At 34.0% G+C, this 24,089-nt stretch carries 20 protein-coding genes and 4 tRNA genes; 20 read left to right on the plus strand and 4 right to left on the minus strand.

The window, feature by feature from the left end; all coding sequences use genetic code 11:
• Positions 1-114: 114 nt before the first annotated feature.
• On the minus strand, positions 115-1,824 hold the full coding sequence (gene lysS, locus BC952_RS05260) for a lysine--tRNA ligase (protein WP_121364547.1): 1,710 nt from the start codon (positions 1,822-1,824) through the stop codon (positions 115-117).
• 192 nt (positions 1,825-2,016) lie between these two features.
• Here lysS and BC952_RS05265 point away from each other — a divergent pair, with 192 nt between their 5' ends.
• Together BC952_RS05265 and lipB are read left to right on the plus strand one after the other, a co-directional pair.
• Complete coding sequence (locus tag BC952_RS05265; protein ID WP_244200098.1) at positions 2,017-2,799, plus strand: hypothetical protein; 783 nt, start codon at positions 2,017-2,019, stop codon at positions 2,797-2,799.
• Between the two features lie 82 nt (positions 2,800-2,881).
• Positions 2,882-3,601 carry a lipoyl(octanoyl) transferase LipB gene (gene lipB / locus BC952_RS05270; protein ID WP_121364548.1) on the plus strand — a complete coding sequence of 240 codons (720 nt, stop codon included), beginning with the start codon at positions 2,882-2,884 and terminating at the stop codon, positions 3,599-3,601.
• Between the two features lie 7 nt (positions 3,602-3,608).
• Here the strand turns inward: lipB and BC952_RS05275 are convergent, their stop codons facing one another.
• Complete coding sequence (locus BC952_RS05275; protein ID WP_121364549.1) at positions 3,609-4,268, minus strand: ribonuclease HII; 660 nt, start codon at positions 4,266-4,268, stop codon at positions 3,609-3,611.
• Between the two features lie 198 nt (positions 4,269-4,466).
• Here BC952_RS05275 and BC952_RS05280 point away from each other — a divergent pair, with 198 nt between their 5' ends.
• The 7 genes from BC952_RS05280 (at position 4,467) to BC952_RS05310 (ending at position 15,232) form a co-directional block, all read left to right on the plus strand.
• Complete coding sequence (locus BC952_RS05280; RefSeq protein ID WP_121364550.1) at positions 4,467-7,535, plus strand: SusC/RagA family TonB-linked outer membrane protein; 3,069 nt, start codon at positions 4,467-4,469, stop codon at positions 7,533-7,535.
• Positions 7,536-7,550: 15 nt separating this feature from the next.
• On the plus strand, positions 7,551-9,110 hold the full coding sequence (locus BC952_RS05285) for a RagB/SusD family nutrient uptake outer membrane protein (protein WP_121364551.1): 1,560 nt from the start codon (positions 7,551-7,553) through the stop codon (positions 9,108-9,110).
• A gap of 221 nt (positions 9,111-9,331) precedes the next feature.
• A complete protein-coding gene (locus BC952_RS05290) occupies positions 9,332-11,284 on the plus strand; it encodes a putative porin (protein ID WP_121364552.1) in 1,953 nt (650 codons plus the stop codon).
• A 207-nt stretch (positions 11,285-11,491) separates the two neighbouring features.
• On the plus strand, positions 11,492-12,853 hold the full coding sequence (locus BC952_RS05295; RefSeq protein WP_121364553.1) for a pyridoxal-phosphate dependent enzyme: 1,362 nt from the start codon (positions 11,492-11,494) through the stop codon (positions 12,851-12,853).
• A gap of 214 nt (positions 12,854-13,067) precedes the next feature.
• The gene (locus BC952_RS05300) at positions 13,068-13,550 is read left to right on the plus strand and encodes a 3'-5' exonuclease (RefSeq protein ID WP_121364554.1); all 483 of its coding nucleotides are present in this window, start codon (positions 13,068-13,070) and stop codon (positions 13,548-13,550) included.
• Positions 13,551-13,668: 118 nt separating this feature from the next.
• Positions 13,669-14,949, plus strand: coding sequence for a DUF2851 family protein (locus tag BC952_RS05305; protein ID WP_121364960.1), 1,281 nt, complete (start codon positions 13,669-13,671; stop codon positions 14,947-14,949).
• A 55-nt stretch (positions 14,950-15,004) separates the two neighbouring features.
• On the plus strand, positions 15,005-15,232 hold the full coding sequence (locus tag BC952_RS05310) for a PspC family transcriptional regulator (RefSeq protein ID WP_066082307.1): 228 nt from the start codon (positions 15,005-15,007) through the stop codon (positions 15,230-15,232).
• A gap of 74 nt (positions 15,233-15,306) precedes the next feature.
• Here the strand turns inward: BC952_RS05310 and BC952_RS05315 are convergent, their stop codons facing one another.
• Positions 15,307-16,758 carry an amino acid permease gene (locus BC952_RS05315; RefSeq protein WP_121364555.1) on the minus strand — a complete coding sequence of 484 codons (1,452 nt, stop codon included), beginning with the start codon at positions 16,756-16,758 and terminating at the stop codon, positions 15,307-15,309.
• Between the two features lie 255 nt (positions 16,759-17,013).
• On the opposite strand from BC952_RS05315, the gene BC952_RS05320 reads away from it, so the two are divergent.
• Entirely contained in the window at positions 17,014-17,910 is an 897-nt protein-coding gene (locus BC952_RS05320; RefSeq protein ID WP_121364556.1) for a ComEA family DNA-binding protein, read from the plus strand.
• Between the two features lie 168 nt (positions 17,911-18,078).
• Positions 18,079-19,248: an acyl-CoA dehydrogenase family protein gene (locus tag BC952_RS05325; RefSeq protein WP_121364557.1), complete on the plus strand. Its 1,170-nt coding sequence runs from the start codon at positions 18,079-18,081 to the stop codon at positions 19,246-19,248.
• A 156-nt stretch (positions 19,249-19,404) separates the two neighbouring features.
• Here BC952_RS05325 and BC952_RS05330 read toward each other — a convergent pair whose 3' ends face one another.
• Positions 19,405-20,472 carry an endonuclease/exonuclease/phosphatase family protein gene (locus BC952_RS05330; protein ID WP_244200099.1) on the minus strand — a complete coding sequence of 356 codons (1,068 nt, stop codon included), beginning with the start codon at positions 20,470-20,472 and terminating at the stop codon, positions 19,405-19,407.
• A 102-nt stretch (positions 20,473-20,574) separates the two neighbouring features.
• Here BC952_RS05330 and rpsU point away from each other — a divergent pair, with 102 nt between their 5' ends.
• The 9 genes from rpsU (at position 20,575) to secE (ending at position 24,082) form a co-directional block, all read left to right on the plus strand.
• Positions 20,575-20,769: a 30S ribosomal protein S21 gene (gene rpsU, locus BC952_RS05335; protein WP_035670421.1), complete on the plus strand. Its 195-nt coding sequence runs from the start codon at positions 20,575-20,577 to the stop codon at positions 20,767-20,769.
• Positions 20,770-20,836: 67 nt separating this feature from the next.
• Positions 20,837-21,733 carry a tyrosine-type recombinase/integrase gene (locus BC952_RS05340; RefSeq protein WP_121364558.1) on the plus strand — a complete coding sequence of 299 codons (897 nt, stop codon included), beginning with the start codon at positions 20,837-20,839 and terminating at the stop codon, positions 21,731-21,733.
• A gap of 30 nt (positions 21,734-21,763) precedes the next feature.
• Positions 21,764-22,066 carry a ribosome hibernation-promoting factor, HPF/YfiA family gene (gene hpf, locus BC952_RS05345; protein ID WP_121364962.1) on the plus strand — a complete coding sequence of 101 codons (303 nt, stop codon included), beginning with the start codon at positions 21,764-21,766 and terminating at the stop codon, positions 22,064-22,066.
• A gap of 90 nt (positions 22,067-22,156) precedes the next feature.
• Positions 22,157-22,230 (plus strand) — tRNA-Thr (locus BC952_RS05350).
• 33 nt (positions 22,231-22,263) lie between these two features.
• Positions 22,264-22,344, plus strand: a tRNA-Tyr gene (locus BC952_RS05355).
• A gap of 78 nt (positions 22,345-22,422) precedes the next feature.
• A tRNA-Thr gene (locus BC952_RS05360) sits at positions 22,423-22,494 on the plus strand.
• Between the two features lie 52 nt (positions 22,495-22,546).
• Entirely contained in the window at positions 22,547-23,734 is a 1,188-nt protein-coding gene (gene tuf / locus BC952_RS05365) for an elongation factor Tu (protein WP_113637849.1), read from the plus strand.
• Positions 23,735-23,796: 62 nt separating this feature from the next.
• Positions 23,797-23,867, plus strand: a tRNA-Trp gene (locus BC952_RS05370).
• A gap of 17 nt (positions 23,868-23,884) precedes the next feature.
• The gene (secE, locus tag BC952_RS05375) at positions 23,885-24,082 is read left to right on the plus strand and encodes a preprotein translocase subunit SecE (RefSeq protein WP_066082297.1); all 198 of its coding nucleotides are present in this window, start codon (positions 23,885-23,887) and stop codon (positions 24,080-24,082) included.
• Positions 24,083-24,089: the final 7 nt, after the last annotated feature.

Below are 24,089 nucleotides of genomic sequence, written 5' to 3' on the forward strand. Positions count from 1 at the left end.
TTGATTAGAGCCGACTTTTTTGTTTGAACCGAAATAACATCAATATTGTTTTAGAAATAAAAAAAGGAGCTTCAATTGAAGCTCCTTTTTTATAAATATATTTCTCGAATAGACTTATTCTTTCAATCTACACGCTTTGGTATCTCCATCAACTACTACTTCAGTCAGTCCCAAAGCAGATAAGTTTTTCATGGCTTTGTCCCATTTTTTACCACTCAATCCAGAATTAATTTTAAGTAGACCAAATTCCATTTGGTTATTGTTAGTTTGCAATAGCACAACAATCAATTTTTCGTCTTCTTCCAATTCAATTTTCACTTGTTTTTTCTCTGGTCTCATTTGTGGAAACAATAATACTTCTTGAATAGATGAATTATTGGTTAAAAACATCATCAAACGGTCCATTCCAATTCCTAATCCAGATGTTGGTGGCATTCCGTATTCTAAGGCTCTCAAGAAATCTTCATCGATAATTCCGGTTGCTTCATCATCTCCTTTTTCAGACAAGCGCATTTGCTCTTCAAAACGCTCTCTTTGATCAATTGGGTCATTCAATTCAGAATAGGCATTCGCCACTTCTTTTCCGCAAACCATCAACTCAAAACGTTCTGTCAATTCCGGATTGTCTCGGTGTTGCTTGCAAAGCGGAGACATTTCCTTTGGATAATCCGTGATAAAAGTAGGCTGAATATAATTTCCTTCACATTTAGCTCCAAAAATCTCATCAATTAATTTTCCTTTACCCATGGTTTTATCCACGTCAATTCCCATTCCTCTTGCAGCGTCAAATAATTCTGCTTCATTTTTTCCTGAAATATCAAATCCAGTAAAATGCTTAATAGAATCAGTCATTGTAACACGAGCATAAGGCGCTTTGAAGTTCACAGTGTGTTCTCCAAAAGTCGCTTCGCTGGTCCCGTTTACGCCAATCGCGCAATGTTCTAAAAGGTTTTCGGTGAAATTCATCATCCAGTTGTAGTCTTTGTAGGCTACATATATTTCCATGGCAGTAAATTCTGGGTTATGCGTTCGGTCCATTCCTTCATTACGGAAATTTTTAGAAAACTCATAAACCCCATCAAAACCACCAACAATCAATCTTTTTAAGTACAACTCATTTGCAATACGCATGTACAATGGCATGTCAAGCGAGTTGTGGTGCGTGATAAAAGGACGGGCTGCAGCACCACCGGGAATCGGTTGCAAAACAGGAGTTTCTACCTCAAGATACCCTTTGTCATTAAAAAAGGAACGCATCGCATTAAACAATTTAGTTCTTTTGATAAACGTTTCTTTTACATGGTCGTTCACCGTTAAATCCACGTAACGACGACGGTATCTTTGTTCCGGATCAGCAAAAGCATCATGCGTTTTTCCATCAGCATCCGTTTTTACTACAGGAAGCGGTTTCAAGGCTTTTGCCAAGACTGTTAATCCATAAACATGAACTGAGATTTCACCCACTTGAGTTTTAAAAACCGTACCGCGAACCCCAATGAAATCACCAATATCCAATAGTTTTTTGAAAACTACATTGTACATTGTTTTTTCTTCATCAGTTGAAATATCATCTCTCGAAACATACACCTGAATACGTCCTTCAGCATCTTTCAATTCCGCAAATGACGCCTTTCCCATGATTCGCTTCCCCATCAAACGGCCTGCTAAAACAACTTCTTTTCCTTCGTACTTCTCGAAATCGGCTAGGATTTCGCTGGAATAGGCGGTTGTGATAAATTCGGCTGCCGGATAAGGCTCAATGTCTAAATTGCGTAATTCGGTAAGTGCTTCTCTGCGTAATATTTCTTGTTCGGATAATGCCATTTTATGCTGATTTTAAGAGCGCAAAGATACTATATAAGTTTTAAAATGTAAAGTTTAAAATGTACCGTTTTTTGGAGCATAATATTTCGTTTTTTCAAGGCGATTTGTCCCGCTATTCGCTGTATCCACGCCCAAAAGCGTGGGATGCCGCTGCTATCGGGGCTATCTTACGACTTTTATTCTCAAAACATCATGAAAAATAGTACAAATAATGTATATTTGAAATCAAATCATTTTGTAAACATCCCAATGAAAAAATATATTGCGTTATTTCTATTAGTATTTCTAAGCAGTTGCCAAGTAACAGAAACCATTCATTTGAACCAAGACGGAACCGGAAAAATTGAAATCAGTAAACTTCGGGAAGAACAAAGTTACATGCAGCTTATGGGTGAGGAATATTCTAAAGAAGAAATTTTTCGGGATACGACCTACGTTTTTCAGGATTTAATAGCAAAGCATTCCGAAACGTTTTCTAGATTGCCGGCATTTGAAAAAGCCATTTTTCAAAAATTTAACACGGTAAAAGTACACAATAAGAAAAGCTCATTCGAAAAAGAATTTCGCACAACAATAACTCAAAATTTTACTAGAATAGCAGAAGTAGCTGATTTATACAAAACCGAAGAATACGCGGATGATATCGAAAATAATTACGCATTGGTTGCCGAAGAGCACTATTATAGTGTCAACTTTACTTTTGACGGCAGTACTTTTAAACGACTTGTCAAAATTACTGATGCAGTAGAACTAAAAAAGCAACAAGAAGAAATTGAAAGATTAAAAATACGCTTCTCTAAGTTTAAAGTTGTTCAAAATTTTATTTTGAAATATCATTTTCCTCGAAAAATAAAATCAGTATCGAACGCAAACGCGAAAATAAGCGAAGACAAAAAATCACTTGAATTGCAATTTCTGATAACCGATTGTTTAGTAAATCCGGAGAGCACCAATCTGGAAGTGATTTTAGAGTAATTCATTCGAAGCTTTTCTTAGGTTTAACTTCTCTTAAAAACTTTGTACCTTTGTTCCTTAAAACCTTTGCGCCTCATTAAAAATGAACAAAACCATCCAACTTCAAGATTTAGGAACTAGAGATTATAAAGAAACTTGGGAATACCAAGAAGAATTGTTCAAAGGAATCGTAGACTTAAAAATTCGAAATCGCAGAGAAGAACTTGAATTAGAGACTCCAAATTATTTTCTTTTTGTGGAACATCCTCATGTGTATACATTAGGGAAAAGCGGTGATTTAACTAATTTACTTTTATCTGAAAAGCAATTGGAAGCGAAAGGAGCAACTTTCTACAAAATCAATCGTGGTGGAGATATTACGTATCACGGTCCTGGGCAAATTGTAGGATATCCTATTATAGATTTAGAAAATTTTTTTACTGATATTCATAAGTATTTGCGTTTTCTGGAAGAAGCCATTATTCTTACTCTTAATGAATATGGAATTTCTTGCGGGAGAAGCGAAGGTGAAACAGGAGTTTGGTTAGGCGCAGGAACTCCATTTGCCAGAAAAATTTGTGCTATGGGCGTTCGCGCTTCGCGTTGGGTAACCATGCACGGATTTGCTTTAAACGTAAATGCCGATTTGGGTTATTTTGATAATATCATTCCGTGTGGGATTCGCGGAAAAGCGGTAACTTCATTAAACGTTGAACTTGGAGTAAAAAAAGTTAATGAAGAAGAAGTCAAAGAAAAGATTCTGAAACATTTCTCCATTCTTTTTGAAGCGACTTTTGAGAAATCTGCAATCAAAAATCATTAATCTACAATCAAAAATCAAAAGAATACTGTTCCGGCAATAACCGAAATGTCATTCGGTGGTATTTTGTAACACCATAGATTCGTATTGCTTCTCGGTGCTCTTTGGTAGGGTAGCCTTTGTTTTTTTTCCAATTATACATTGGGAATTGCTCATGAATACGATTCATATATTCATCCCGATACGTTTTTGCCAATACAGAAGCGGCTGCAATACTCATGTATTTTGAATCTCCTTTAATAATACTCGCATTCGGAATTGAATTTAAGATTTCAATTTCAGCATCGGTAAATATCTTTCCTCCTCGATTTTTAATTCCGCTTTTAGGAATCAACGGACTATTTCCGTCTACTATAATATGCAGCGGTCTTGGATCTAACTTTAAAATACTTTCCTGCATTGCTTTTATGGAGGCATTCAGAATATTTATTTCGTCAATAACTAAAGGTTCTAGATGGGTTACTGCAAATGAAATACATTCTTGCTCTATAATAGGTCTTAAATTTTCTCTAGCTTTTTCCGATAATTGCTTACTGTCATTCAAAAGCTCGTTTTGAAAATTTTCTGGTAATAGTACAGCGGCAGCAGTAACAGGTCCGGCCAGACAACCACGACCGGCTTCATCTGTTCCTGTTTCTAAATGTGGTGTTAAAAAGAAGGGGCTTAACATTAAATTGATTTTGACAAAAATATAGTTTTATATCTAAATATGTACATATAATTAGGTTTGATACTTTCTACTATTGCGATATGTGTTTTGTTTAACTCAAAGTCTTGTTAAATTAATTATGTTAATTTTTGTAAAAATTTGTTTCTTTAAGAAATTATTATGATTTTTGTGAAATAACTAATTCAAAACAAATTTAATATGAGATCAAAATTCAAATGGATTTTTTCATTGCTAATGGCATTGTCCATGCAATTTGCGTTTGCACAAGAAAGAACTATCACGGGTACTGTTTCTGATGCGACGGGACCTGTTCCTGGTGTGAATGTTACTGTAAAAGGCACCAAGGTTGGGGTGCAAACTAATTTCGATGGTACTTATTCTATAAAAGCTAAAACGGGAGATGTTTTAGTATATTCTTTTGTAGGGATGACTGATACATCTAGATCAGTTGGTACAACTAATGTTGTTAATGTTTCAATGCAAGATTCAGCAAAAGTGCTTGCTGAAGTTGTTGTTCAAGGGTACAGAACAGGAACAAAGAAATCTGCTATTGCAGCCGTAGCAACGGTTGCTGCTGCAACTATCGAGAATCGACCAAATGCTAATGTGGTGAATACGTTGCAAGGTCAATTGGCCGGTGTTAATATTACATCTTCAACGGGTCAGCCTGGAGCCAAATCAACAGTAATAATTAGAGGGTATGGTACTATTAATGGTAATACTGACCCTTTGTATGTTATTGATGGATTTCCAACAAATGCTGATAATTTTAGATCTATTAACCCGAATGACATCGAGAGTCTTACAGTTTTGAAAGATGCTGCTGCAACTTCACAATACGGTAACAGAGGGTCTAATGGTGTTATTTTAATTACAACAAAAAGACCTGCGTTGGGTGAAGCAAAATCTTCATTTAGATATTCGTCTAATTTTGGTGTAATTTCTTTGCAAAATCCTAAGTATGATTATGCAAATGCAAATGAAACGTTAAGAATTGAAAGAAATTTTGGTAATGGTAGAGGTGCTGGTCTTACTGATGCTCAGATTAATGCCAATACAACTGATACGGATTGGGTGAATGTTTTCTTTAAACAAGCAACTTCAGTTACTCATAATTTGAGTTTTGAAACGTCTTCTGAAAACATGAGTTCATTCACTTCTTTTGGATATACTAATCAAGATGGTGTTCTAGAAACAACAGGATTACAAAGATTTAATCTTAGAAATAATACAGGTGGTAAATCAGCTAATGGAAAGTTTACTTATCAAGTTGCTACAGGTTTTGGATATTCAAAAAACAATGAGGCAACAAATTTAGGTGATGGTGCTATCAACAGGAATTATGTGCTTGGTGCTTTCTTGGGACTACCATATTACAGTCCTGATGAATATCAAGGTTCAGCATGGACATATGATTTGTACAACAACACACCTGGTCTAGAAGCTACACCATTTATGTTGATTGATAAATTGAAAACGTATGATCAAGAAACTTCAGAGACTCGTGTAGATGTAGCTACAGATTTTGCTTACAAAGTTTCTAAAGATTTTACTTTAAGAACTAGAGTAAATGGATTGTTTTTAGAAAACAGATTTTTCCAAGCTGAATTTCCAAACTCATTCAATGCCTTGCTTTTCTCATCTACTCCAGGAGTATCATCACTTGAAGGTGGAAATTTTAATGGAATTGAAGACATTAATAACAGAAGAGAATTTAATTTTAACAACTTGTATCAAGTTGCTTTCAATAAGGAAATTGGTAAACACACAATCAATGCTAGTGTAAATTACGAATACAATTTTGCTACTACTAATACAGATAACCAAAGACAAAGAGGGTTAGATCCTATTTTCTTTGTTCCGGATACTGGAGCAGGTTATGTAAATGATAATGCTGCTAATGATTTTTATGGTCCTACAGGTAATGCATCACGTTTAAGAAATGATCTTTTGTCTTATTTTGCTCTTGCTGATTATGACTTTAATAATAAATATGGTTTGTCAGGTACTTTTAGAAGAGATGGATCTTCAAGATTTGACAAGGATTACAGATGGGGTAACTTTTGGTCAATAGGTGGAAGATGGAATATAGATGAAGAAGCGTTTATGGATAATGCAACATTTATAAACCAATTAAAATTAAGAGCTTCTATTGGTACTACTGGTAACCAACGAATCGTAAATGGTACTGTTTTTGCTGGAGTAATTCCACCTGCGTTTACTAACTCATATAGTTTAACAAACAACACTTACAATGGTGGTCAAGGTTATGGTTTTAACTTTGGTTTTCCTGAAGCACAGTGGGAAGTTACGGAGCAATACAATATTGGTTTAGACTTTGATATGTTTAAACGACTAAGAGGTACTATAGATTTTTATAACAAAAAAACTATTGATCTATTCATTGATATTCCTACATCGGCTGCTTTCGGTGCAACTACTTTACGTGGAAATTCGGATGCTGACGTTACCAACAGAGGTCTTGAACTTAATCTTGCGTACGATTTAATTCAGAAAGAAGATGTTTTATTAACATTACGTTTTAATGGTTCTTACAACAAAAACACAGTGGGTGGTATAAAATCAAATAATGGACAGATCATCACTACAGACACCGCTGGTTACACTTTTATTACACAAAATGGTGGTTCTATTTTTGAGCCGTATGTTTATAAATACTTAGGTGTTAACCCTGATAATGGTAATTTATTGTTTGAGGATGCTAGCGGAAACCCTACTGAAACTCCTACTTCTTTTGATAGAAAGGCAACAGGTAAGAATTTTGTACCGGTTTACCAAGGTGGATTTGGTTTTGATTTTCAATATAAAGGTTTCTTTGCTGCAAGTACTTTTACTTATGTGCTTGATGCATATAGATTTGATACTGACGAAGAAAACTTATTTGATATAGGTAATATAGGTCAATTTAGAAATTCAAGACAGATGTTAAACGCTTGGACTTCAACAAATACAAATACAGACGTACCATCTCTTGATGCTACAAACCTACCATCTACTGGTGATTCTGATCGTTTTTTAAGAGATGCTTCTTATTTAAGATTAAGAAATGCACAAGTAGGTTATAGAGTGCCAGCAAAATTATTGAGAGGGACTTTTATAAATTCACTTGCATTTACTTTACAGGGAGAAAATTTATTTACTGTTACTAAATGGAAAGGTTTTGATGCTGAAAGTAACAGGACTTCTGATTTTTATCAGTACCCTACACCAAAAATCTATACTTTCGGAGTTGATATTAAATTTTAAAAAAAAAAAAGTATTATGAAAAAATTTATTTGTTATTTATTTATCGTTGCTATGTTTGTATCATGCAGCGAGGAAGTACTGGACCCTTTCTTACCCGGGGTTGCATTTGAAGAACAAGCGACAAGGACTGCTGCAGATTTAAATAGAATTTTAAATAATTCTCAAGCCATTATGACCAATAGGACTGAGTATAGTTTTACTTCTATTTTTACTGATGAAGCTGCTCCTGGATCTAACAATGGAGGTCAAGGTATTGCAGGTACAGATGCTTATTTTTTGTACTTTTTAGTTCCTACTTCTGCCGCTCCAGACGCGATTTGGCAAAGTAATTACAATGCTATGGCTAGAGTTAACTTAGTATTACAGAATGTTGAAAAAGTTACTACTAATTTTCCAGCCGATGCAAATTTGGTTAAGAGAATTACAGCTGAAGCAAAAATACTAAGAGCACTTGCTCATTTGAAAATACTTGCTTATTTCGCACCTGATTTAACAAATGATGCTTCTTTAGCTGGAATTTTGGCAAATAGAACGTTTGCGTACAATGAAACTCCGCCAAGAGCAACAGTTGGTGAATTTTACGAATTAATTCATCAGGATCTAGATGATGCTATCGCTTTGTATACTACTAATACTTTGCCACCTGTTACTAATAATAGTATTTACCCTACGCTTAATCTTGCCAGAGCATTAAAAGCGAGAGCTTATGCATACAAAAAAAATTATGTTAATGCAGAATTTTGGGCAGATCAAGTAATTAGTAGTTCTGGTATAACGTTAGCTACAGCAGCTCAGTTACCTGCGGTATTTCATACACATACTTCTACTGCTACTCAAGAAGTGATTTATAAGTTTGCTAGAACTGCTCAACAAAATGCTCAAGCTACTAATCTTCACAACGGATGGGTATCTGTAGCTAATGCTAGAAACGGTTCTCCTTTTTATGAAGTTTCAAGATCATTGTACAATGTTTTAAGGAATGCACCTGGTGTTGATGCTAGAAAAGATATAATCGTGAGACCTGAAGGTCCAACAACAGGTTCATTAGTTGATCCTGCTTACGCTACTTCTATTAATGTTAGAGCGACTGATATCCTAGTGCCATTCAAACATGGAGGTGCGGGTGCTAGAACAAGCGCTAGTACTTTTAATCCTGGTTTTATTCAAGTAAGGTTATCTGAGATGTTTCTTATAAAGGCAGAATGTAGAGCTGCTGCTTCGGATTTCACTGGTGTAGCTTTGGCTTTAAAATCTATCACAGATAGAAGGTTTACCACTCCTCCAGCTTTACTAGTTCTAACATCACCACAACAAGCTTGGAAAGCGATTCTTGATGAAAGAAGAGTAGAGCTTGCTTTTGAAGGCCATAGGTTTATTGATATAAAAAGATTGTATGCAGTTGCGGGTATTAATAACTTTGATCGTGACCCAGCGGATTATGCTGTTACAGGTTTAAACTTCCCTGGTGCTAACCCTGCAAACTTTAATTTTACAGGAAATTATAAATTTGCTTTACCAATTCCTCAATCTGAAATAAATGCTAATGCTTCTTTCGGTCAGAACGAAGGTTACTAGTTTATAATTCATTTATATAATTATTAGCTTACATGAAGCTGCGAGATTTTATTCTCGCAGCTTTTTTTATTTTGGTATTTTCTAATTCCACATTATTGTTAAAGTTATTTGAAAGTATAAGCTTTTTAGGTTGTGAGTTTTCATTTTTATTATTGTGAAATTAAACAGTAGTTATGTTTGATTAAATTTATCTTTGTATTTAAGTTATTACTCTTTATCAAATGAAAAATTTTATTTTATTTTATTTTATAGTGTTTCCATTATCTTTTTTTGCCCAAGTAAAAAATGAATCTATTGTACAGAAACCTAAATCAATTAGAATTGTTGATTCAATTAAAAACAAAAAAACAGCAACCATCGATCTCTACAAAGTAATCACCTTAGAAAACGATACGACTTACATCGATACTTCTCTTACCATTCAAAAAGAATACAGCCATAACTATTTGCGAAAAGATATTTTTGGGCTCTTGCCTTTTGCAAATGATGGACAAACCTACAATATGTTGCATTATAGCTTAACGGATTTTTCACCGTATCCAGAATTTGGTTTTAAGGCAAAACATTTTAATTTTTTAGAGGCAAATCAAATACGATATTATTCCGTAGCGACTCCGGTAACCGAATTATACTTTAAAACTACTGTAAAAAAGGGACAGTCTGTTGATGCTTTTATTACTTTAAACACTTCCGAAAATCTTAATTTTTCTATTGCATATAAAGGTTTGCGTTCAGAGGGTGAATATCTCAACCAATTATCAAGTACCGGTAATTTTAGATTTACTACCAATTACAACACTAAAAATAAACGCTATTTTGCAAAAGCCCATTATACCTTTCAAGATATCCTGAATGAGGAAAATGGAGGAATCACAACCATAGAGAATTTTGAAAGTGAAGACCCTAACTATAACAACCGACAACGATTTGAAGTGTATTTTAATGATGCTAAATCATTTCTAAAAGGGAAAAGAGTTTTTCTAGATCATAACTTCAGAATTAATTCTAAAAAAGGAGATAATAATCTATACCTGACACACCAATTTAATTACGAAAATAAGTTTTTCGAATACAGTCAGGCAACAGTTCCATCAACCGTTGGTTCTGAGACAGTATATCGTTTTGGAGATTCCTTTCTAGACAGCGGTATTAATGATCAAACCCGTTACAATAAAATGTACAATAGAGTTGGATTAATATATGAGAATACTACTTTGGGAACTTTTCAGTTTTTTGTAGATGATTTTAGATCAAATTATTATTACAACAAGATTCTTATTTTTGACAATCAAAATACGATACCAAGTTCCTTTAGCCAGGAAATCAACAGTGCTGGTGGGCAATATGAATATCGACGTAACAAATGGAACGGAAAATTTTTGTACTCAAGATCCGTAACGGCACAGTCGCTTTCTAATTTGGATGCCAAATTACAATATGATTTAAATGATGAAATTCAACTTGCATTTCAGTATCAAAATATAAATAAACTGCCAAACAATAATTACAATTTGCACCAAAGTAGTTTTGTACAATACAATTGGTCGAATAATTTCAAAAATGAAAAAATCAATACAATCAAAGCAAATGCAATTTCCCCTTGGATTGATGCGGAGCTGCAGTTATCTGTTCTAAATGATCATTTGTATTTTACTGATGCATCTACAGCACAACAAAAAACAGACAGAACACAAATTGTGGCACCAGCACAATATGATGGAACTCTAAATTATTTGTCCCTTAAAATCAACAGAGAATTTAAATTCGGAAAATTTGCTTTGGATAACACAATTCTATATCAAAAAACGGAACAACAAGATGCAGTGCTTAATGTTCCTGAAATTGTGACGCGAAATACGATTTACTACACAAATTATTTGTTCAAAAAAGCCTTGTTTCTGCAAACCGGAATCTCCTTGAATTATTTTTCTAACTATTATGCTAATGAATACAATCCTGTAATAGGAGAGTTTTTTGTGCAAAATGACAAACAAATTGGTAATCATCCAAACCTAGATTTTTTCATCAATGCAAAAGTGCAGCGAACAAGAATTTATTTTAAAGTAGAACATTTTAATTCGGCATTAACTGGTAACAATTTTTATGCTTCTCCAAACAATCCATCTCGTGATTTAACGATTCGATTTGGTTTAATCTGGAACTTCTTCAATTAATATTTTTTAGAATTTCAAATTTTCAAATATTTGTTATTAGGCGTTTTATCGTGCTATCCACTACAGCTTCCGCTTGCTTAAAGTAATTAAGGAAAGTATGTCGCTTTTATCACGAACGCAAAATCCCGTAAAGAAGAATATTTTATAACAAAATACTATCTTTGCAGCAATATTTACAACAAATTACAATCTTAAAATAAAACTATAATGCGCTACGCAGAAAATATATTAGGAACAATAGGCAATACACCATTAGTAAAACTCAATAAAGTAACTGCCGAAGTAGAGGCTTTGGTACTTGCAAAAGTCGAAACCTTCAATCCTGGAAATTCCGTAAAAGACAGAATGGCCGTAAAAATGATTGAAGATGCTGAGGCTGATGGACGTTTAAAGCCGGGTGGAACCATCATCGAAGGGACTTCGGGGAATACTGGGATGGGATTGGCATTAGTAGCCATTATAAAAGGGTACAAACTAATTTGTGTGATTTCAGACAAACAGTCTAAAGAGAAAATGGATATTCTTCGTGCCGTTGGAGCAAAAGTTGTCGTATGTCCTACGGATGTAGAGCCTACTGATCCGCGTTCCTATTATTCAGTTTCTAAAAGATTAGCTACTGAAACACCTAATTCATGGTATGTGAATCAATACGATAATCCTTCAAATGCGATAGCGCATTACGAACAAACTGGTCCTGAAATTTGGGAACAAACAGAAGGTAAAATCACTCATTTTGTTGTTGGTGTTGGAACTGGAGGAACAATCTCAGGAGTAGCTAAATATTTGAAACAGAAAAATCCAAACATTAAAATTTGGGGAATTGATACCTACGGTTCTGTCTTTAAAAAATACCACGAAACGGGAATTTTTGATGAAAATGAAATCTATTCGTACATCACGGAAGGAATAGGAGAAGATATTTTACCTAAGAATGTCGATTTTTCTCTAATTGATGGTTTCACAAAAGTAACCGACAAAGATGCAGCTGTTTATACTCGTAAAATTGCACTTGAAGAAGGGATTTTTGTAGGCAATTCAGCTGGAGCAGCAATAAAAGGATTGTTACAGCTTAAAGAACATTTTAAACCCGAAGACGTTGTTGTGGTACTTTTTCATGATTCAGGAAGCCGTTATGTTGGTAAAATGTTCAATGATGACTGGATGCGCGAACGTGGTTTTCTGGAAGAAGAAATCACAAAGGCCGAAGATGTCATAAAAGATCATATCGATAAACCATTGATTGTGGTTCGTACTGAAGAATTAGTTTCGCATGCTATAGAAAGAATGCGTAAATATAAAATTTCTCAAATTCCGGTTATTGATATCACTGGATTTGTAGGTTCTGTTGATGAAAGTGATTTGTTTCAAAGTTACGTCGCTGACAAAGATGTAGCCGATAAACCAATTAAAGATGTAATGGGGAAACCTTTTCCAATTGTGAAATACGGAACACCTATTGAAGAAGTGTCTAAATTATTCACTAAAGAAAATGAAGCTGTTTTAGTGGAATTAGAAAATGGAAACCACCATATTATTACTAAATATGATATTATTGGTTCCATAAAATAAGCTTAAACAAGAATCTATTTCTTAACTATATTCCTGCATGGTTTTTTTAATCTTGCAGGTTTTTTTGTTAATTATTTTAGGCTATGAAAGTTTTGGAACCAAAAATTTGCAACAAGAAATAAAAAGATAGTTATCGGATGCTTTGAACTTGTGTAATTGATATTACTTTTGTAAATATATTATCTAAACCGTTAACCCTTAATCCTGAATTAAATTGACTTTTACTGCTATAGATTTTGAAACTGCAATTGGATATCATCCTTGTTCGGTAGGTATCGTAACCGTAGAAAATGGAATAATTGTTGACGAGTTTGTTACCTTGATTAAACCGCCAAACAATTCATACTCGCCCTTTACGATTCAAGTGCATGGAATTTATCCTCGCGATACGGTCAATGCTAAATCATTTGCTCAAGTGTATCCTGAAATCCAAAAAAGACTCCAAAACAGAGTAGTAGTGGCGCACAATGAAAGTTTTGACAGGAATGTTTTGGCGAAATCAATGGCACTTTATAATTTGGATTACGCTGATTTGAATATCGCTTCTCGTTGGGAATGTACCGTGAAAATTTATAGAGCCAAAGGATTGCGACCAACCAAATTGAGCGACTGCTGTCGGGAAATGAACATTGCCTTAAATCACCACGAAGCTTTATCGGATGCTCGAGCTTGCGCCAAATTGTATCTGATGAAATAAAAACACTTATATTTTTCAATTACCATATTCTTTTTCTAGAAAAATTTCTGAATTTTTATTTTAGATAATTTACTGTTTCTTTTTTTACTACATTAGTCTTCAATCTAATATGTTCAATATGAAAGAAGATTTCCTTCATTATCTGTGGAAATTCAAGAAATTTGATACCTTGAATTTGAAAACCTTCAATGGAGAGGAAATTACAATCATTAATGTTGGACAATATTTAGAACTTGCCGGACCTGATTTTTTTAATGCCCAAATAACTATAGGTAATCAAAAATGGGCTGGGAATGTAGAGATTCATCTTAAATCAACGGACTGGTATGTGCATCATCATGAGCAAGATTCTGGATATGAAAATGTTATTTTACATGTGGTTTGGGAGCATGATACTGAGGTTTTTAGAAGTAATAATACCGAAATACCAGTCTTAGAACTCAAAAAATACGTGGAGAAAAGCACCGTGGAGAACTACCAATCCTTAATGGCTCCAAAATCTTGGATTTTCTGTGAAAAGCAAATCAAACATGTTGATGAATTTGTATTCAAAAATTGGCAGGAGCGCTTGTTTTTTGAACGGTTGGAAAGAAAATCAAACCCGATATTTGATTTATTGGAACAAACGAACCAAGATTGGGAAGCGGTGTTATTTTGTCTTTTGACCAAAAATTTCGGATTAAACACCAATGGTGAAATCTTTTTGAAAATCGCACAAAACATTCCTTTTTCTATTGTTAGAAAAGAAAGTTTCGAGGTTGAGAATCTGGAAGCTTTGATTTTTGGAACTGCTGGATTATTGGATTTTGACAAGGAAGATAATTATTTTAAAGATTTAAAATTCAGGTATTTCTATTTATTACATAAATATCAATTGGAAAAAATTTGCATTGAACCCGTTCAGTTTTTCAAGCATCGTCCAGACAATTTTCCAACTATTCGGCTTTCTCAATTAGCTAATTTATACCACAGTCAGCAGAATTTATTTTCGAAAATCAGCACCTTGAATTCTTTAAAAAGCACCTATGACCTGTTTCAAGTTTCCACTTCTGAGTATTGGTTGAATCATTATCAATTTGATAAAGAAAGTCCGAAGAAAAAGAAATCGCTTTCTAGATCATTTGTAGATTTGATTCTTATAAATACTATAATTCCGCTACAGTTTGCTTTCGCAAAAAGTCAAGGAAAAGAGTTATCGGAGGATTTAATTCGGTTGTTAAATGAAGTTTCGCCAGAAAAAAATGCAGTTATTGATAAGTTTTATTCTTTTGGAATCGTTTCTAAAAGTGCTTTTGATTCGCAATCGTTGCTTCAACTCAAGAATGAATATTGTAACAAAAGTAAATGTTTGGAGTGCAGCTTAGGAATAGAATTACTCAAAAAACAATTAGTGGTTTAACTAAGATGTCAATTGGATAATTTTGTAATTTTGCTTATCATTCAAAATTCATAAAATGTCAGCAATTATCAAGCTCAAGTTTTTTTTTGAGAAACACGGTTTTCATGTTTCCTCGCGTTTGGCGGATACTTTGGGAATGCGTGCCAGTAGTGTCCGACTTTTTTTTATTTATTTATCGTTTGTTACGGCTGGATTGTGGTTTGCCGTTTATTTAACGCTTGCATTCTGGATTCGATTAAAGGATTTGATAAGGGCCAAACGCACCTCTGTTTTTGATTTGTAAATGGTTTTAAATAGAAAAAGGGCTTATAAAGTAGTTGAATACTTTATAAGCCCTTTTTTAATTATGATAAAAATCTATTTATCCGGATTGTTCAATTTACTATTTTTCTTTCCATAGATAAAATAGATAGCAACTCCTAATGCCATCCATATAACAAGTCTTGCCCAGCTTTCATTTGGTAATGAATACATTAAAGCCAAACAAATTAATATTCCTGCGATTGGAACATAAGGGACGAATGGTGTTTTGAAAGATCTTGGAGCATCAGGCATTTTTTTACGCATAACCAAAACACCGATACATACTAATACGAAGGCTAATAAAGTTCCGATACTTACCATGTGTCCTAAATCACTTACTGGTACAAAACCAGCAAAAAGACTTACAAATACCATGAAGAAAAGATTTGTTTTCCATGGAGTTCTGAATTTTGAGTGAATGTCACTAAAGAATGATGGCAATAAACCATCTTTACTCATCGTGTAGAAAACACGACTTTGTCCCATTAACATCACCAACATTACAGAAGTATAACCAGCTAAAATAGCCACGATTAAACCAGTTTGTAAAAAAGTATATCCAGTTCTGGCAAATGCTGTTGCTGCTGGTTTAGCATCTCCTGCAAATTCACTGTAAGGTACAAGTCCAGTCATTACGTGTGCAAACAATACGTATAATATAGTACAGATTACTAATGATCCTAAAATACCAATTGGCATTCCTTTTTGTGGGTTTTTTGCTTCTTGTGCAGCTGTTGAAACAGCGTCAAAACCAATGAAAGCAAAGAAAACGGTTCCAGCTCCGGCAGCAATTCCTGACCATCCAAATTCTCCAAATACACCAGTGTTTTCAGGAATATATGGGGTATAATTTGCAGTGTCAATAAAGCTCCATCCTAAAACGATGAACATAATAACTACGATTACTTTAACTACAACTAAGAAGTTATTGATAGATGCAGATTCTTTTGTTCCTCTTATTAATAATAGAGACAACATCGAAACGATAAAAATAGCAGGAAGGTTAATCATACCGCCTTCTATAATGGTTCCATCGCTTAGTTTTAAGGTTTCCCAGGGTGAACATATTAAATCGTGGGGGAGGTGTATTCCGTATTTGTTTAATAATTCTAGTAAATAACGGGACCAACTCACTCCAACTGTTGCGGCTCCCAATGCATATTCAAGGACTAAATCCCATCCTATAATCCAAGCCATAAATTCTCCCATTGTAGCATAGGAGTAAGTATAAGCACTACCAGCAACTGGTATCATAGATGCGAATTCAGCATAGCAAAGTCCTGCAAATGCACATCCTACAGCGGCTAAAATGAATGAAAGTGTAACTGCCGGGCCAGCATGTTCTGCAGCAGCAATACCTGTTAACGAGAATAATCCTGCTCCAATAATTGCTCCAACTCCAAGTGCTACTAATGAACGTGAAGACAAAGTTCTTTTTAATCCTTTTTCAGATTCTGATGCTTCATTCAGCAATACCGAAAGCGGTTTAGTTTTCCAAATTGACATGGGTTATATGGTTTTGTTTGTTATTAAGCTCCAAATGTATTGTTTTTTATAAAAAATAAAAACAATAATTGAATTTTAAGTTGTAAAAAATTATGCATTGCCTTTTTTTATATTGATTTCGTATATATTTGTTGAAAAGGGCTTATTGAAAATATTGATTTTCACTTGAAATATTTTTATTTACAAAGTTATTTATCTTAATTTTATTTCTAATTTTAGACTCATTATTTCAACGTTCAAAACCATCAGTACAACATGAGTTTCAAAACGATTCAAACTTATTTTAAGTTCTCTAAGGAACAACGCACAGGTATTTTCTTTTTGTTTCTAATTATCGTCGTTTTGCAACTGGTTTATTTTTTCGTTGATTTTAGCTCTGTTAGTAAAGAATATCCTGAAAAACAAAAATGGCTTTCTTTGCAGTCTGAAATGGATTCTCTTAAAATGGATGTTAAAAATAGCAAGCCGAAAATATATCTTTTCAATCCGAATTTTATATCGGATTATAAAGGATATAAACTAGGAATGTCCGTTCAGGAAATTGATCGTTTGCTGGCTTTTAGAAAAGAGAACAAATATGTGAATTCAGCTAAGGAATTTCAAAATGTGACTAAAGTGTCAGATTCTTTATTAAATGTAATAGCTCCTTATTTTAAATTTCCGGATTGGGTAAATAATAAAAAACAGAATACTAAATTTAAAGAATATACATCGTATCAAAATCAGGCTTTCGCCAAAAAAGAAAAAATTATTTTTATTGATATAAATGATGCAACCAAAGAGGATTTAGTGAAAATTTATGGTATTGGCGATGCTATTTCTAGTCGTATTTTAAAACAAAAAGAACTTATGGGAGGATTTGTTTCGATGGAGCAAATGAAGGAGGTATGGGGATTATCTCCCGAAGTAATCGAAAATTTGAATACCCATTTCAAAGTTTTGGTTTTACCTCGATTTAAAAAAATAGAAATCAATAACGCTTCATTGAAGGAACTTTCGCAGTTTCATTATTTTAGATATTCGCTGGCTAAGGAAATAGTAACGTACCGGAGTATGAATGGAAATATTAAGAATATTGAGGATTTAACAAAAATTAAGGGATTTCCTGTTGATAAAGCAAATTTAATTGGCTTATATTTGGACTTTAATTAGAAGTGTCAAATTTTTGGCTATTGTCAGTAATATTCTAATGTATTTTAAAATAGATGCATAGCTTTTTCATTCACTAATTATTTTAACCGTTAAAAAAGATAAATCTGAAACATGACTGCATCATTATGTTTCAATTAATACTATTTGTTAAAAAAAAATATATAATATATGAATTCAATTTATTTCACTGAAGAACACCAAGCATTTAGAGAAAGTTTAAAAGATTTTTTGCGAAAAGAAGTTGTTCCGCATATTGAAAAATGGGAAAAAACAGGTACGATAGAGCGTTTTATTTGGGAAAAATTTGGCGAGATGGGGTACTTTGGTATTGCGTATCCAGAGGCTTATGGTGGTCTAAATCTCGATTTATTTTACACTGTTATTTTTCTCGAAGAATTACAAAAAATTAAGTCATCAGGTTTTGCTGCTGCAATGTGGGCTCATGGATATTTAGCAATGACCCATTTGAATGCAGAGGGTGACGAAAGAATAAAACAAGACTACTTAGTGCCAAGTATTGCTGGAAAGAAAATAGGTGCTTTATGTATTTCAGAGCCTTTTGGAGGTAGTGATGTTGCGGGAATGCGCACTAACGCCGTGAAAAAAGGAGACAAATATATTATCAATGGTTCTAAAACATTTATTACAAACGGTGTTTATGCAGACTATTATATTGTTGCGGCTAAAACTAATCCTGAACTCGGTAACAAAGGGATAAGTATCTTTTTGATGGATACTGGTTTAAAAGGTATATCTGCTGTAAAGCTAGATAAATTAGGTTGGAGAGCATCAGATACTGCTGAAATCGCCTTTGATAATGTAGAAATCCCTGTTGAAAACTTAATGGGCGAAGAGGGGAAAGGATTTCCTTATATCATGCAGCATTTTGCTTTGGAGCGTTTAATTATGGCGATAAACGCACATGCTAGAGCTGAATATGCGATAGATTATACCATAGATTACATGTCACATAGAGAAGCGTTCGGAAAAAAAATCAGCAAGTTTCAAGCATTGAGACATACACTTGTTGAGCATGCTACAGAGGTAGAACATTGTAAGGTGTTTAACTATGCCGCTGTCGCTCGTTTAGATAAAGGAGAATACGTTGTTAAGGAGGCAACCATGGCTAAGCTGAAATCCACAAAAGTTGCAGATGATACTATTTACAGCTGTTTACAAATGTTAGGTGGTTATGGTTATATGGAGGAGTATCCATTAGCACGTTTGTTTAGAGATAGTCGTTTAGGACCAATAGGCGGTGGAACTTCAGAAATTCTTAAAGAGATTTTAGGAAAAATGATTATCGATAATCAAAATTATGAGCCAGCTGTAAAATAATAGCTTACCGATAATTAATTTAGATAAAGAACTGCGAGTAATGAAGAATTTCTAAATTATTTCTTTTCGGAGAGGAATTACTGAAATTAAAAAAATAGTGATTTACACAAATTTGTTGGAAGCGCAAGCCTTTTAAAACAATAAAAAAAGCGACAATCAGTTACGATTGTCGCTTTTTTCATTTATGCCTTCTGTGATTATTTCTTGAACAATCTCGTGTTCTCCCTCTTCTAAATTTTCTGTTAAATGTTCTTGTTCTGATGTCTTCTTGTTGATGAAAAATTTTGCATATATCGGAAAATGATCAGATCCGAAATGTTCTAAACTTTTTAATTCATCAATAAATACATCTGACGTGTGAAACATCAAGTCAATAGGAAATCTTAAAAACCAGTATTTGGTATGAAAACTTGAAATAAATCCTCTGCCAATTCTTCCGTCTATTGTCTCGCTAGTTTTTCTAAATAAGATGGAGGATTTTGCCCAAGCCACATTGTTGAAATCCCCAACTATAACACAAGTATCAGCGTTTTTTTTTATTTTTTTTGCGATACTCAAAAGCTCTCCATCACGCTCTTTGGAATTTTCTTCCTCAGTAGGACTTGGAGGTGGTGGATGGACGGCAAAGAAAGTGAATTCAAAATTGTCAGCAGTCCTTATTTTTGCCTCAATACTGGGCAGATCATCCGCTACAAAATAATGAACACTTTGATTTGTTATTTTTAATTTAGAATATAAGTGCATGCCATACGTATTGTCTAAGGCTACTTTGACGTTGTATTTGTATTTGTGATCCAAAACTGAGAGTGCCTTTTCCCAATTTTTATCAGATTCCATGGTTAAAAAAATATCCGGATTGTATTTATTAATCAAAGCTATAAATTGTTCATATTGTTTGTTTTCTTGAAATACGTTTGCCGAAAGGACTGTAATTATTTCTGAAGAAATGTCACAAGGTTCTTTTTGTACTGACTTGTGAAATGAAGTGTACTTGTAAAGGGTTGCAAAATGGCCTATAATGCTTATTAAAGTTAATAACTGAAGAATACGTATCCTAACATCAGATTCATCTATTAAGATAAAGCTAAAGATTAAAGCTGTCATCTGTAAAATAAGTATTTGAATTTTCCCAAACTCAAAAAACCTGTAGAACCAGTGTGTCAGTGGCATGTAGGGTAAAATACTTGCAAAAAGGAGTAGAATAGAAATTACGATAAACCACATAAACTAGATTTTATTGGTAAAAATAAATAAAATTATGCAAATACTTGTTAGTTCACTTTATTATCCTACTTTTGCAGTCTAAAGAAAGGGGGTGTCTATATTATGTTAATTATACCAATTAAAGACGGAGAAAATATCGATAGAGCGTTAAAACGTTACAAAAGAAAATTTGATAAAACAGGAACTGTTCGTCAACTAAGAGCACGTACTGCTTTTATTAAGCCTTCAGTAACAAATAGAATCAAAATTCAAAAAGCGGCTTATATCCAAAATATGAGAGATAACTTAGAGAGTTAGTCAATTCCATTAAATAAAATACCGTTAGTCATCAAAATTTTATAACTTTGATGCTAACGGTTTTTTTATGTCCACAAATAAAGGTGCATTTCGAGATTATCTCTCTTTGGAGAAAAAATATTCTCCTCATACAATAACAGCTTATTGTAACGATATTAATTCTTTTGAGTCATTCAATAAAATTCATTTTGATCAGGATAATATCGAACAAGTGAATTATGGCCAAATTAGAAATTGGATAGTTTCATTAGTTGATGACTCAGTGTCTAATGTTTCGGTGAATAGAAAAATTGCATCCTTAAAAGCATTTTATAAATTTCTATTAAAAACAAAACAAATAGAAGTTAGTCCGCTTTTGAAGCACAAAGCGCTTAAAATTCCTAAAATAATACAGATTCCTTTTTCTGAAAAGGAAATGACGGCTGTTTTGGATCAAATGCAAAACACGGTCGGATTTGAAGAGGTTAGGAATAAGCTCATAATTGATTTGTTGTATACCACAGGAGTGCGAAGGGCGGAATTGATTCATCTAAAAATGGAAAATGTTGATTTGTCATCTAATACAATTAAGGTTTTAGGAAAACGAAATAAAGAGCGTATTCTTCCGGTACTTCCAATGATTTCAGATCAGTTTTCTTTATATGTAAAAGAAAGAACTTCGTTGTTGGCTATAGTTGATAATGATTATTTTTTTCTCACAAAAAAAGGGTTAAAATTAAATGAATCCTTTGTGTATCGTCTAATAAATTCTTACTTTAGTACTGTGTCGGAAAAAGTGAAAAAAAGTCCTCACATTTTACGACATACATTTGCTACACATTTATTAAATAATGGAGCAGATTTGAATTCCGTGAAAGAATTATTGGGACATTCCAGTTTGGCATCTACTCAAATATATACGCACAATAGTTTAGCGGAACTAAAAACTATATATAAAGATGCTCATCCGCGGGGAAAGAAATGATTTAGTGTTTAACAATTAAAAAAGATGATTATGAAGGTAAGTGTTCATGCAGTTAACTTTACTGTTGACAAAAAGCTAGTAGATTTTGTTCAAGAAAGATTGGACAAGTTGGAAAAGTATTATGACAAAGTCGTGTCAGCGGATGTTTTTTTGAAAGTTGAAAAGACAAGTGATAAAGAGAATAAAATTGCAGAGGTGAAAATTAACGTTCCCGGAGATGATTTTTTAGTAAAAAAACAGTGCAAGACTTTTGAAGAAGCTGTGGAACTTTCTGCAGAATCTCTAGAACGAATGTTGGTAAAAAGAAAAGAAAAGATAAGTTCTCATATTTAATATAAATTTTTTCGAAAAAATGTTTTGATTGAGAGATAAAATCTCTACATTTGCAGTCCGTTAGAAATAGCGGGCTTTTTTTATTGATTCGCCAGCGTAGCTCAGTTGGCTAGAGCAGCTGATTTGTAATCAGCAGGTCGTGGGTTCGAGTCCCTCCGCCGGCTCAAGACTGTAAAGGTTTGATAATATAAAAAGTAGGGGAGATACTCAAGCGGCCAACGAGGGCAGACTGTAAATCTGCTGTGTGAACTTCGCAGGTTCGAATCCTGCTCTCCCCACTAAGATTAATCTTAGGTTGCAATAGGTAGATTTAATAGTCTGAGCATTGTGGTTTAAGCTCTTTGATAAGGGGTTCTGCCGACTTAGCTCAGAGGTAGAGTGCTTCCTTGGTAAGGAAGAGGTCACGGGTTCAATTCCCGTAGTTGGCTCAAGTAAGTAGGAAATAAAAATTAATATATAACAAGATTAAAATTAAGTAAAATGGCAAAAGAAACCTTTAACCGTTCGAAACCACACTTAAATATTGGTACGATCGGACACGTAGATCACGGTAAAACTACTTTAACAGCAGCAATCACAAAAGTATTATCTGATGCTGGTTACTGTCAAGCAAAATCATTTGATCAAATTGATAATGCTCCTGAAGAAAAAGAAAGAGGTATTACAATTAATACATCTCACGTTGAGTATGAAACTGCTAATCGTCATTACGCTCACGTTGACTGTCCAGGTCACGCGGATTACGTAAAAAACATGGTTACAGGAGCTGCTCAAATGGATGGTGCTATTCTTGTGGTAGCTGCAACTGATGGACCAATGCCACAAACACGTGAGCATATCCTTTTAGGACGTCAGGTTGGTATTCCTAGAATGGTTGTATTCATGAATAAAGTGGATATGGTTGATGATGAGGAATTATTGGAACTTGTTGAAATGGAAATTAGAGACTTATTGTCTTTCTATGAATATGATGGTGATAATTGTCCAGTTGTTCAAGGTTCTGCTTTGGGTGGATTGAACAATGATCCAGTTTGGGTACCAAAAATTATTGAATTGATGGCTGCTGTAGATTCTTGGATCGAAGAGCCAATTCGTGATACTGAAAAACCATTCTTGATGCCGGTTGAAGATGTATTTACAATTACTGGTCGTGGAACTGTTGCTACAGGTCGTATCGAAACTGGTATTGCTAATACAGGAGATGCTGTTGAGATCATTGGTATGGGGGCTGAAAAATTAACTTCTACTATTACAGGAGTTGAGATGTTCCGTAAAATCCTTGATAGAGGTGAAGCAGGAGATAACGTAGGTTTATTGTTGCGTGGTGTTGATAAAGAATCTATCAAGAGAGGAATGGTTATCATTAAGCCAGGTTCAGTTAAACCACATGCTACTTTCAAAGCTGAGGTTTATATCTTGAAAAAAGAAGAAGGTGGTCGTCATACACCATTCCATAATAACTACCGTCCACAGTTTTACGTTCGTACAACTGACGTAACAGGAGTTATTACTTTGCCAGAAGGTGTAGAGATGGTAATGCCAGGAGACAACTTAACTATTAATGTTTCTTTGTTAAGCCCAATCGCAATGAGTGTTGGTTTACGTTTCGCTATCCGTGAAGGTGGTAGAACTGTAGGTGCTGGACAAGTAACTGAGATTGTAGGTTAATATCCTAAAAATTATATAAAGCCAGTTGATTTTCATAACTGAAAAATCGCTGGCTTTAACTAACGGGCGTAGTTCAAGGGTAGAATAGCGGTCTCCAAAACCGTTGATGGGGGTTCGAATCCCTCCGCCCGTGCAAAAAAATAAATCATAATGACAAAAGTTGTAAATTACATATCAGAAGCATTTGAGGAATTAAAGTCAAATGTAACTTGGCCAGCTTGGCCTGAGGTACAACGTCTAACGATTGTTGTTGCTGTTTTTTCAGTATTATTCGCCTTGGCAACTTGGGGAGTTGATGAAATTTTCGCAAAAGCTTTAGCTGGATTTTTTAACTGGATAAAAGCTTAATTTTTTT

The sequence above is a fragment of the Flavobacterium limicola genome (genome assembly GCF_003634755.1).
GTDB classification, from domain to species: Bacteria; Bacteroidota; Bacteroidia; order Flavobacteriales; family Flavobacteriaceae; genus Flavobacterium; species Flavobacterium limicola.